Origin of the sequence: Limosilactobacillus kribbianus, from assembly GCF_026413145.1 — a bacterium.
GTDB lineage: Bacteria > Bacillota > Bacilli > Lactobacillales > Lactobacillaceae > Limosilactobacillus > Limosilactobacillus kribbianus.
Genome location: NZ_JAOVYZ010000003.1, coordinates 34,564 through 46,304 on the forward strand (window position 1 = coordinate 34,564; position 11,741 = coordinate 46,304).

The 11,741-nt window shown below is 53.1% G+C and carries 11 protein-coding genes and 1 riboswitch; of the genes, 3 read left to right on the forward strand and 8 right to left on the reverse strand.

Features of this window, described 5'->3' with window-relative positions:
• Positions 1-50: 50 nt before the first annotated feature.
• Positions 51-2,375 (reverse strand): RNA polymerase recycling motor HelD, encoded by a 2,325-nt coding sequence (gene helD / locus OCT58_RS01440; RefSeq protein WP_267201052.1) that lies wholly within the window; start codon positions 2,373-2,375, stop codon positions 51-53.
• A 176-nt stretch (positions 2,376-2,551) separates the two neighbouring features.
• Between helD and OCT58_RS01445 the strand changes: the two genes are divergently transcribed.
• Positions 2,552-3,514: a PD-(D/E)XK nuclease family transposase gene (locus tag OCT58_RS01445; protein ID WP_267201053.1), complete on the forward strand. Its 963-nt coding sequence runs from the start codon at positions 2,552-2,554 to the stop codon at positions 3,512-3,514.
• A gap of 48 nt (positions 3,515-3,562) precedes the next feature.
• Here the strand turns inward: OCT58_RS01445 and OCT58_RS01450 are convergent, their stop codons facing one another.
• Positions 3,563-4,720 (reverse strand): cation:proton antiporter, encoded by a 1,158-nt coding sequence (locus tag OCT58_RS01450; RefSeq protein ID WP_267201054.1) that lies wholly within the window; start codon positions 4,718-4,720, stop codon positions 3,563-3,565.
• 85 nt (positions 4,721-4,805) lie between these two features.
• On the opposite strand from OCT58_RS01450, the gene OCT58_RS01455 reads away from it, so the two are divergent.
• Positions 4,806-6,185 (forward strand): ClC family H(+)/Cl(-) exchange transporter, encoded by a 1,380-nt coding sequence (locus tag OCT58_RS01455; RefSeq protein WP_438361102.1) that lies wholly within the window; start codon positions 4,806-4,808, stop codon positions 6,183-6,185.
• A 25-nt stretch (positions 6,186-6,210) separates the two neighbouring features.
• Positions 6,211-6,302: riboswitch (TPP riboswitch) on the forward strand.
• A gap of 50 nt (positions 6,303-6,352) precedes the next feature.
• Positions 6,353-7,006 carry a thiaminase II gene (tenA, locus tag OCT58_RS01460; RefSeq protein ID WP_267201056.1) on the forward strand — a complete coding sequence of 218 codons (654 nt, stop codon included), beginning with the start codon at positions 6,353-6,355 and terminating at the stop codon, positions 7,004-7,006.
• A 93-nt stretch (positions 7,007-7,099) separates the two neighbouring features.
• On the opposite strand, the gene OCT58_RS01465 is transcribed toward tenA, so the two are convergent.
• The 6 genes from OCT58_RS01465 to OCT58_RS01490 are packed head-to-tail and all read right to left on the reverse strand — an operon-like array spanning position 7,100 to position 11,709.
• Complete coding sequence (locus tag OCT58_RS01465) at positions 7,100-7,969, reverse strand: DMT family transporter (protein ID WP_267201057.1); 870 nt, start codon at positions 7,967-7,969, stop codon at positions 7,100-7,102.
• A gap of 16 nt (positions 7,970-7,985) precedes the next feature.
• Positions 7,986-9,038, reverse strand: coding sequence for a nicotinate-nucleotide--dimethylbenzimidazole phosphoribosyltransferase (cobT, locus tag OCT58_RS01470; RefSeq protein ID WP_267201058.1), 1,053 nt, complete (start codon positions 9,036-9,038; stop codon positions 7,986-7,988).
• A gap of 1 nt (position 9,039) precedes the next feature.
• Positions 9,040-9,750, reverse strand: a complete 711-nt coding sequence (locus OCT58_RS01475; RefSeq protein ID WP_267201059.1) for a uroporphyrinogen-III synthase — start codon at positions 9,748-9,750, stop codon at positions 9,040-9,042.
• Positions 9,751-9,761: 11 nt separating this feature from the next.
• Positions 9,762-10,352, reverse strand: coding sequence for a histidine phosphatase family protein (locus OCT58_RS01480; RefSeq protein ID WP_267201060.1), 591 nt, complete (start codon positions 10,350-10,352; stop codon positions 9,762-9,764).
• A complete protein-coding gene (locus tag OCT58_RS01485; protein ID WP_267201061.1) occupies positions 10,352-11,110 on the reverse strand; it encodes an adenosylcobinamide-GDP ribazoletransferase in 759 nt (252 codons plus the stop codon). Before OCT58_RS01485 ends, OCT58_RS01480 begins: the two co-directional genes overlap by 1 nt.
• An 8-nt stretch (positions 11,111-11,118) precedes the next feature.
• On the reverse strand, positions 11,119-11,709 hold the full coding sequence (locus OCT58_RS01490) for a bifunctional adenosylcobinamide kinase/adenosylcobinamide-phosphate guanylyltransferase (protein WP_267201062.1): 591 nt from the start codon (positions 11,707-11,709) through the stop codon (positions 11,119-11,121).
• Between the last annotated feature and the right edge of the window lie 32 nt (positions 11,710-11,741).

Genomic DNA, 11,741 nt, shown 5'->3' on the forward strand with positions numbered 1-11,741 from the left:
CAAATCACTAGTTCTAGATTATCATATCCCCTTTATGAATGAAAGCACTTTCAATGACTTTGTTTTACAATTTTACGTTCAATTACCAGTTCTTGACGTGCCTGCTCATTGACAACCGGGCTGACTGGCCCCTGGCTGAGCAGGACTAAGTGATGCATTGCCCGCGTCGCCATTGTGTAGATCATTCCGACAGCATCGGTGTGGGCTAGGTTGGCGGCCGAGATGTCGGCGGCCACCACGGCATCAAACTCCAGTCCTTTAGCAAGGTAGATCGGCAGGACCAGCACCCCGGTTGGCAGGGCGCTATCCCCTTCGTCCAGTAGGTGTAGGTCACTCACCTTCGCCCGGTGGAGATTTTGGTAGATCTCCTGGGCCTGTTGCTTGTTCTTGGTCAGCACCGCCACCGTCTCGTTGGCCTGCCGCAACTGGGTAATCGCATCCAGCAGCGCTCCCTGCATACCGGCATCGTCTGCGGTAATCACCAGCTTTGGATGCTCCCCATGCCGGGTAAAGGAAATCACCCGGTCGCCATCCGGCAAAAGGGCCTTGGCAAAGTCGGTAATCTCCTTGGTCGACCGGTAGCTTCGCCGCAGGGCAATCAGGTTGGGGCGCTTGGCCGCCAGGACTGTGCTGAGCTCTTCCAGCATCTCCTCCGGCAGCTGCAGAGGCTTAAAGAGTGCCTGCTCGCTGTCGCCCAGGACCGTAAACTTGGCCCGCGGGAAGGCGTGGCGCAGGTAGATCATCATTGCCAGCGAATAGTCCTGCATTTCATCGATGAAGACGTACTGGAAGGCCTGATTCTGGCCGCCACCGGTAATCAGATCCCGCAGGTACATCAGCGGGGCCGCATGCATCAGCTCCAGGCGGTGAAATTCGATCTCGTCGCGGTAGGTCAGGATCATCGTCTGCCAGTCGCGTTGACTAAGGTCCTGAGGCAAACGGACCTGACCCAGGAAACGATCGTATTGATTGTAAAAGTCGATGAAGTAGTTGTTGTAGATGGCGTCGGCAATGATCCGCAGCCGCCGCTTAATGTAGCGGCGGGCAAGGTAGGCAAATTGAGTGTCCTCGTCCTTGAAATCATCGACCGTCTTCTTACCGTACAGGCTGTGAAGCTGTTGAACGTCAAGATCGCTCAGTTCCTTAGCCACCCAATCCTTCTTCGCCTCCTCACGCACCCGGTGCTGAAGTTCCCTGATCAGCTTATTCTTCAGTTGGATAAGTCGATCGGCCGGGGCCATGGCCGCCGGGGTTGCCCGGTAGAGCCGCTTGATGTGGGCCGCGCTAAAGAAAACCTGACCGTTGAAACGAAGGTCCGCAAACTGCAAATCCGCATCACTCAGGTGGTCAACATAGTCGCGGACCTGACTCATCACCGCGGTCCCCTCCACAAAGTCGGCCAGTGGATGCCCCAGAGTTGGCTGATTTTGCCGGCTTTCATAGCGGTCAAAGAGGCTCTCAACCTTCAGGCCCTCAAAGCGCCGCCGAATAAAGCCGGCCAGGGTTACCTGGCGCATGTTCCGTTCCCCCAAGCTTGGCAGGACCTCTGAAATGTAGTGGCTGAAGAGATTGTTGGGACTGAAGAGGACGATCTGGTCGGCATTCAGCTCGGCCCGGCTGTGGTAAAGCAGGTAGGCAATCCGCTGCAGAATCGCCGAGGTTTTCCCCGAACCGGCCACCCCTTGCACCAGCAGGAGGTCGCTTCGGGTATCCCGAATGATGTCGTTTTGTTCCTTTTGGATCGTGGCGACGATGTTGTGCATGTACTGGTCGTTCTGCTCACCAAGGGCCGCCTGAAGCAATTCGTCACCGACCGTCTCGTTGGTGTCGAACATGTTAGTGATCCGGCCGTCCTTGATGGTAAACTGGCGCTTCTTGACCAGCTTGGTGTGCTGGATCCCTGCTGGCGTCTCGTAGCTGACATTGCCAAGAGTCCCGTTGTAGTAAACTCCAGCGATCGGGGCCCGCCAATCATAAATCAGGAAGTCCGTCCGGTCAGCGTTCATCAGCGAGGCAGTCCCGATATAGAGCGATTCCGGCGCCTGTTCGCCGGGATCGACGATGTCGATCCGGCCGAAGTGAGGCGAACCCTGGAGATTTTGAAGTGTCTTCAGCTGGTGCTTAAGAATTGTTTCACTCTCGGCCGCCCGGGAAACTAGTTGCCGCTGCTGTTCGATCATCGCCCGTGATTCGGCAATGTCATCGACTTCGTAACGGTTGATCGAGGCGTTTTCGCTGTAGTTGCGTTCCACCGCCCGGGTTTCCTTGTGGGCCGCGGCCACCGCCTGCTTGGTCTCCGTAATCTGGCGTTTGATCTCCGTGGTGACCCGGTCGACCCGTACTTGTTCCTGTTCTTTTTCCGCTCGTTCTCCCATGCTTACCCTCTTTTCTCGTAATTGCATTATAGTATTGTAGCATTTTATGGTTGCGGCGTCGCTGCTGACGGCTTCTGGTCACGGTTTTAAATATTGTTTCGTGCATTTGCCACTTTTTTACGTCTATATTAAGTGAGGGGGGTTTACTCCCATCTTAAAGTTAAGAAGGTGTCCTGATGTCTTTAACAACCGACAAGCAATTAATCGCCAAGCGCTGGGAGGCGGCAACTTTGACCGACGACTTTGTTTTCAGCAAGGCCCTGCTGGAACCACGGATCAGCCTGCAGATCATCAAACGCGTCTTTCCCGCCCGGCAGATTAACAGTATCCAGCTGCTAAACCCCCAACAGGAAATGGGGGCCACTTACGATGCCAAGAGTGTCCGCTTCGACATTTACGCAATTGACGACCGCGGCAGCCGCTATGACCTGGAGATGCAGCAGCTCGACCGCCACAATCTCCCCTATCGCAACCGCTACTATCAATCGACGCTTGCCAATGACTGTTACCTCAAGGGCGAGGACTACAACCAAGCGGATAACGCCAACGTTGTTTTCTTCTGTTGCTTTGACCCCTTTGGAATTGGGACGCAACGATACGACTCGCCGCGTTCGTTGACTGGCTTCCCGACCTATCCCTATCGCGACGGCGAATCGACCACCTATTTCGACATTAATAGCCTGCAGCACACGGTTGGCCCGGGGCTCCAAAACCTCTTCGACCTAATGGCGGGCCGATCGGTTGATGAAAGCGATGCACTTATCATACAATTAAGGCAACGAATTCAGTTTGTAAAACAAAACCGGAAATGGAGGGCGGATTTCATGCTTAAATCACTCTACGAAATGGACCTGGAACACGACCGGGCAGTTGCAGTTAAGGAGGGCCGTGAGCAGGGAATCAAACAGGGAATTGAACAAGGGATTGAACAAGGGATTGAACAGGGAATTGAACAAGGCCACAAGCAAGGGATTGAACAAGGAATTAAGCAAGGACAGCAAAGCCAGCAGCTGACCATGGTCAAAAACCTGATCAAAAACGGCCAAACCCAAGAACAAATCATTAATTTCCTGACGCAACTGCAGGGAATGTCACCGCATGCAGCCAAGGCCCTCTACCAGGCCGCAAAACATTCATAAGGATGCAAAGAGGCAGCAAACCGCAATCAACGATTTGCTGCCTCTTTCTTATTCTTCATGGGCTACCTTCAAGGCGTGCTTGAGCATAAACGGTGCGATTACCGTTGCCAAGATGATGACCGTGATCACGTCGGAGTAATACATCTCCGACATCAGATGGGCCTCATAACCAATCTGGGCGGTGATCAGGGCCATCTCCCCCCGGGCGACCATTCCGCTCCCGACAACGTAGGAACTCGGCATGCTGAAGCCGGAAAGCTTGGCCCCGGCGCCACAACCCAGCAGCTTCGTCAGGCAGGCCAGTAGCGTCATCACGATCACGAAGACCAGTGAGCGCTGGATGTGATCAAAGCGCATGTTCAAGCCGACGCTGACAAAGAAGAGCGGGATAAAAAGTGCGTAACCGATCGGAATAAAGCTTCGGTCGATCGTCTCCTTGCGGTGGGTATTGGCGACCGCGATTCCGGCAAAGAAGGAACCCACGGCCCCGCTCAACCCCACGTAATCGGCCAGGGCCGCCATCCCCAGACAGATAATCATTGCCATCACGGACGGGGCCGCCACTGTCAGCAGGTGCTCGCTTAAATGCATTAGATACGGGGCCAGCCAGCGGACAACCAGGTAGGTTCCCCCGAAGAAGAGCACCTGTAAGAGGAGAGCCATTCCCAACGGCATGCTGGTATGGCCGCCCTTGCTGCCGTTGATCATGCTGATCATGATGCTCAGCATGATGACACCGATGATGTCATCGGCCACGGCCGCCCCAAGAATGGTCGCCCCCTCACGGCTATCCAGGCGTTTGAACTCCCGCAGAACCGCCACGGAGATGCTGACCGAGGTGGCCGAGAAGATCACCCCGATGAAGAGGGCCTCCAGCTTGGTGAAGCCAAAGAGGTAGCTGGTGCCGCCCATCACCAGCACCGGCACGATGACCCCGATCACGGCCACAATCACGGCCGGCCGCAGGTATTTTTTCAAAAGCGACAGGTCACTCTCGAGTCCGGCGATGAACATTAGGATGATGACCCCAATCTCCTGAAACTCGTTCATCATGCTGTCGAGGTGTACCCAGTTCAGCAGCGCCGGGCCCACGATAATCCCCACCAGAATCTGACCGATCACCTCGGGGATTTCAACCCGGCGGCAAAAATGGGCCACGATTTGGGTTGCCAGCAACAGTCCGGCGAGTTCCGCAATAAACTCCATGAAATTCCTCCAATATTTGATTCGCGTGCACAAAAAACTAAGATTGTCCTAATTTTACCATAGCTAGGGTCCGGGCTAAAATGCTATGATCAAGGCGAAACTTTGTTTTAAGGAGGCTCTGGTTTTGGCTACTAACCAGCACAGCATCAAACGGTCCCGCGACGTTTTGAGACCCGCACCCGTCACCTCATTTTTCAGCCTGGTCGTCAGCGGCAGCATAGTCGGCGCGATCACCGGCCTAATCGTCAGCATTTTTCGGTGGATTATCGACCACGCAATGAAGGCTCTAATGGTCATCTATCCCCAGATGGCCCAGCATCCCCTCTACCTAATCCCCTACATCATCCTCACGGTAGTCATCATTTGGCTGCTCAACAAGATTATGCAGGCGGAACCAATTGACTTAGTCGGTTCCGGGGTCCCTCAGATCCAGGAGATCCTCCGCGGACAACACCGAATGAATGCCAAGGATGTTCTGTGGCGGCGCTTCGTTGGTGGCCTTCTGGCAATCTGTCCGGGACTTTTTCTCGGCCGCGAGGGCCCCTGCATCCAAATGGGCGCCTGTGTCGGCCAAATTCTCGGCGAGGGCTTCCATCTAAGCACCAAGCAAAAGCGCTTTTTGATGGAGAGCGGCATTGCGGCCGGCTTATCGGCGGCCTTCTCTGCCCCCCTGGCCGGCGTGATCTTTTTAGTGGAGGAAATCACCTTTAAGTTTCGCCCACGCAAGTGCATGGCCGCCCTCGCCGCGGCCATCAGTGCCGACTTGGTAACGGTGGCCTTCTTCGGCGTCCACCCCTGCCTCTACCTGCCGCTGCAGGCCGACTTGCCAGCGTCTGCTTACAGCTGGCTGATTCTGGTTGGGGTCATCATTGGGGTTCTGGCCTTTTGCTACCAGTACACCCTGCTTAACCTGCACTGGTGGTTCAGCAAATTACCCCTGCCTCAAAAATACCACAAGGCAATCCCGCTCCTGCTGGTCATTCCGATCGGCCTGTGGAACGCCCGGGTGCTTGGTGGCAGCCATGGCTTCATCCTCTACCTTACCAAGCTGCCTGCCACCGTGCCGCTAAGCAACCTGCTCGTCATCTTCCTCATCTTTCTCGCACTGCGCTTTGTCTTTTCAATGATTAGCTACGGTTCCACCGTGCCGGGTGGGATCTTCATGCCCCTGCTGGTTCTCGGTGCCCTGATCGGTGGAATCATCGGCATCGTGATGATCAACCATCACCTAATTCCGGCCACCTGCTTCTTGAACCTGATCGTCATCACGATGGCCGCCTACTTCGGCGCGGTTGAGGGCACTCCCTTCACCGCCCTAACCCTCTTAACAGAAATGGTGGGGTCGATCGAACAGATCCTGCCGATGGTCTTACTCACCTTCATCGCCTATCTGACCTGCAACGTGCTGGGCGGACGGCCAATCCATGCGGCCCTGCGCGAGGAAATGACCTTTGAAGGGGCGTAGTTTAGGACTATAATAAATTTAACTGATAATTCACTAGGGGTGCTTTTTTGGCTGAGATTATACCCTTGAACCTGAACAGGATAATACCTGCGCGAGGAAACGTGTCTAACATTGATCTTGAAAAGGCTCCCTTTGTTTTATCATCAAAACGAAAGGAGCCCTTTTACATGGTTAAATTTTCAGAACAGGTCCACCGCGATACTAAAAAGCTGTGGCAAAAAAGCTTCGACCACCCCTTCATCAAGGAAATGGTCACCGGTGAGCTACCAGAAGACAAGTTTAAGTTCTACGTGATCCAGGATTACCACTATCTCAAGGTCTTCGATCAGCTGCACTTAAAGCTCGCCCAGCAGCTCCCCGGTCCACAGCGTCAGGTTGTCGAGGATTACATGCAAAACCTGACCGTCGACGAACTCGAGGCCCGCAACCACACCTTCCAAAAGCTCGGCATCAGCCAGGACGAGTGGGCGCAGACCCCGCTGGCCCCAGCAAACTACAACTACCTCAACCACATGCGCCATAGTCTGGCAACCTCACCCGCCGTGGGCCTGGCCTCGTTTCTCCCCTGCCCCTGGCTGTACGTTGAACTCGCGACCCACTGGCAGCACGCTAACAGCCCGGTCGAAGTCTACGATGACTTTTTCCAAACCTACGAGGAGGCGGCACAAGATAAAAGCACGGTCCCGATGATTGAACTGATGGACCAGCTGGCTACCCAAGCTGACCTTAAGGAAAGGGCCACGATGGCGCGGGCCTTTGTGCGCAGTTCATACTACGAGCTGCAGTTTTGGCAAATGGCTTACCACCAGCAGCAGTGGTAATAATTGATGAAAGCACTGATGGGAATTCCACCAGTGCTTCTTTTATTATGAACAAGAAAAGCAGCGCTTCCCCAAGTCAGCACTGCTTAATAACTATTCGGCCGCCAGCGTATCGGCAACCACAATCCAGATTCCCACAACCATCAAAATGAATGCCAGCACAAACTGGCCGGTGATTGCTTCATGAAGAAAGATCAAAGACAGGATGACCGAAACAAACGGGCTGATGGCATAGTACGCACTCGTTTTGGCAGCGCCAAGGTAACGCTGAGCAAGAACGTACATCAGAATACTCAGCCCAAAGGCAAAGAAACCCAGAATCAAACAGGTCAGGATAACGCTGCCGCTCGTCACAGCCCGCTCACCCGCAACCAGAGCGACCAGGTAACTGCCGCAGCCAACGCCGAGGCCCTTAACGATCACCACCTGAATGGGATTTTTGACCGAAAGCTTTTTTGTAAAGTTGTTTTCAAGCCCCCACAGAACGGTTGCTAAGAGCCCCCATACGATTCCCCACGAAACTTTGAGGTGGCTGGCGTCAAAAGATAAGACGATGCTGGCGATCAAAATGATCACAATGCCGCCCCAGAGACGCCGGGAGATCCGTTCGCCGAAAAAGAGGGCAATAATTGAAGTCGCAACAATTTCGAAGTTGCCAACCAATGACATTGATACTGCCGAAGAAAGCTTAATTCCCAGATTCAGCAAGATCCCCGCGCCAACATTGAGAACAATGACAATTGCAAGGTCGAAGATGTCCGCAGAATCAATGCTCTTTTCGTTTTGCTCAAAGCGACGTTTAAATAACAGGTACAAAATGCCCAGGCCAATCCCTGAGCCCAGATATAAATAGGCCGTCAAATACGCTGGCGGGCAGCTAATTCCTAAGACTTTAGCTGCCGGGGTGTAGACCGCGTACAACAGGGCCGAAAGAAGTGCGTAACCAATTGCTAATCTTTTCAAAATAAACTGCTCCAAACTATGGAATAAAGTTAAAATCCATTTCCTGTAACGTGTTCATATTTGTCAAAATGGCCTTGATTCCATCGAGCCATGGCAAAATCATCATGGCGCCGCTGCCCTCACCAATGCACATCTGGATATCAATATACGGCCGCAGCTTGAGGGCGTCGAGCACGATCCGCGAGCCTTGTTCATTGGACTTATGGGTTGGAATCATGTAGGCGGTGATTCCTGGACAAATGGTGTTTGCCAATAAGGCGGCCGAATAAGACAAGAAGCCGTCCAGCAAGACCGGCTTGCCCATGGCCCCCGCCGAAAGCATTGCGCCCGCCATGGCACCTAATTCCAGTGCGCCGACCTCACTCAAGACCTTGAGTGCATCCGTGGTTTGGTGGCCGAAGAAGCCGGCCCGCTGCAGGCTCGCATCAACCACTTCGACCTTATGCTTGAGCCGCTCATCGGAAATGTTTGAGCCCCGACCGACAACCTCTTCACCGCTCTTCCCCAGAATCGCGGCAATAATTGCCGAGGCCGCCGTGGTGTTGCCCATACCGAGCTCACCCGTCGCCAGCACCTGGTAGCCATCTTCAAAGGCTTCAATTCCCTTGTTAAAGCCGTACTGCACTGCTTCTTTGGCTTCAGTCATTGTCATTGCCGGTTCAACCAGCATGTCGCCCGTTTCGTGCCGAATTTTGCGGACTTTGACCAGCGGCGAGTGCAGTTCGGTCTTAATTCCAATGTCATAAACCTGAATTGCACAGTCATAGGCCTTGGCCAGGGCCGCCACCGTCGTATGCCCCTTCATCATGTTTACCGCTTGAATTGCCGTAATTTTTTGCGGACTGGCGGAAACTCCTTCGTGCACTACCCCGCTGTCGGCCGCGAAGACCAGGCATTTCCGTGGTTTCACGTTAAAGTCGGTTGTCCGATAGATCCCTGCCAAGTGGTCGGCAAGTTCCTCGAGCCGGCCGAGGCCTTTGACTGGCTTGGCTAGATTATCCAGGCGTTCCTGCATTTCTGCCATCTTCTGCTGATCAAGGGGTTGAAGTTGAACGTCACTATATTTCATTTTAATGATCCCTTTCGTATTTCCACAGGTTGTCTAAGACATTGTCGAGTACCTTTTGCTTGCTGTCGGGAAAAATCACTTTTAACCCCTTTTTCTGCAGATACTCCCCAGTGCTCTTTCCCAAGACATAGTAGTTAATGTCGCGATAACTGCTGCTATCGACCTTCGTCATTACTTCATACATCCGATCAAAGTTAGAGGGACTGGTGACGAGGGCACTGGTGATGTGTTGCTTCATAAAGATCTTCAGCGCCTTACCAGCATGTGCTTGATCCCAAGTGTTGCGATAAATTACCAATTTTTCGCCAATGAAGTCGGCATAGTACTTGTTTGCCAGGTCACCGATTAGCCAGCAAACGTCGGTGATCCCGTCATGTTTCAATTCCGTCAAGAGCGCCTGCCGATTTTCCCCGGCAGCGACCTTAATCGGGTTAGCAACGTTTGCCGCCAGGAGATCCCGTGCCTTGGCACTCAAGACATAAATCGTGGCCGTTGGATTGAGCTTTTTCAAGTGATCACAATAGGTTTGCGCGCCGAATAAACTCGTAATTGCCAGGGTATTACTCTCCCGCAAGCGCGCTTTCTCCGCCGCATTGAGCTTAACCGCTTTCAAAATCCGAAACGGAAAATAGATCACATCATCTTTTTGCTCCAATTTCATTCGCCAATAAATTGGAACCTTATTTTTCGGGTACGTAATTAAAATTGCCAAAATTTTTCCTCCTACAAATTGAGCTGCCAACGTTGGACCTTGCCCGCTTGCAGCTCCAGCGCGCTATAACACGCTGCCTTAAAATCAAGTGAATAAAAATCGGCGCTTGGATCCACCAATTCTTGATAGATCAAGCGAATTGTCCCCAGGTGGGCAACCACCATCACGGTATCTTCATCCGTGGAGTGCGCCAAAAGCCAGTTGAGCCCCCGCAAAACCCGCGTCCGGAATTCAGGAAAGGGCTCAACCGTCGGCGGTGCATAGGTCAATGGTGCCTGTAGCCAGCGCTGCCACTCCTGCGGATAGCGCGCTTCGATCTCGTCGGCATCCAGTCCTTCCCAATCACCAAAGCCCTTTTCCGCGAGGTTTGGAATGGTGATTGTGGGCACGGCTGGCAAGGCCTTTTGCAGAGGACGCAGCGTTTCCTGTGTCCGGCGTAGATTTGTTTTTACCAAAATCGTTGGTGCTTCTTTTTGGACCTTTGCCGCGAGCTTCAAGGCTTGCTGGCGGCCATGCTCATCTAAGGGCACATCGGCCTGCCCGTAGAATTTGCGCTGTTTATTATATTCGGTTTCCCCGTGCCGGGCTAAAAGTAATCTCATCAGCCCAGCCTCATCAAAATAGTCAGTGCAAGCAAAAAGATCAGCGGGGAAAGGGAAGCAAAGGCACCCAGGGTATCGCCGGGGGTTCCGCCGAGGACTTTGGTGACCTTGCGCCGGTAAAAGTAAGCGGCGAGTGGGATCATCAGGTAGCTAATCAACCCCTGCCAGGAAAAGCAAAGGGTCACCACCACTAAGGCAAAAACTTGGGCTACTACAATCCGCCACGGTTGAATGCCCAGCCAAATGTTGGAAAGCCCCTTCTTGTTCCCCGGATAGACCATGTGGTAAAAGAGCAAGGACAGACCGGCCTTGGTCAGCATGGTCAGACACACCGTTAAAAGAACCATGTGCAAGCGGTCAAAATGAGAACTGATAATCATTCCTAAACCGCCAACCAGGCAGTAGTAATAGATGAGTGCCAGGCTGCCCATCGTCCCGAGCCGACTATCCTTCATGATCTTAAAAATCTTGTCGGGCGTCCGCGACGAAAATAAGCCGTCCGCCATATCCGCCAGGGCGTCCAAATGAAAGCCCCCCGTTAACAGCCCATCCGTGATCCAGTACAGGAGCCAGGCAAACCAAAGGGGAAAAAGCGCGGTGTAGCCCCAAAAGAGCAATCCCTCAACGCAGCCGAGCAAAAAGCCAAACAGGGTAATGTATTGAATACTCGTCTTAAATTTATTAGTTGCGTCGTCAATCGGAACCGGGATATTAAGCTTTGTAAAAAATTGACCAAATAAAATTAATGCTTTGCCCATTTCATCACCTACTTAATTTTTTGTGCAATGCCACTGACAACAAAATAGACTGAGTCAGCCTGCTTGGCGATGAGCTGATTAACTTCCCCATAGAGGTCGCGCAGAATCCGCGTCTGTTTCGTGGCCGGGACAACTCCCAAACCGACTTCATCACTGACAATCACCATTGACTGCTGATTGGCGCGCTGAGCCTGCAGGATTTTTTGCCAGTTATCCATAATCAGCTGGCGGATTGCAGCCAAGTCATCAGCCGTGGTCGCTTCCAAATACTCATCAATTTTATCCGCCGTGGTTTGCTTCAGGACGCAATCGTAAAAGAGGTTGGTCACCAGCATGATCGCGTCATCAAGCAAATAGCCATCAAGGTGGCGCTGAGCGATCAACTGCTCAATTCCCCGATACTGTTCAGCGGTCTCCCAGTTGGCGGACCGCCGTGCCTGATGCCGGCGGATTCGCAGCTGCATTTCACCGTCGGGGTTCTTCACGACCCCCGTTGCAATGTAGCAGACGTGCTGGTCGCGGGAATACAAATTTTCGGCAAATTCAGACTTGCCGCTCTTGGCGCCCCCAATGACAAAGGTAAGTCCCTTCTTTTCCATTATCTTTTCACCTTCCAAAAAGGGGCCGTGAC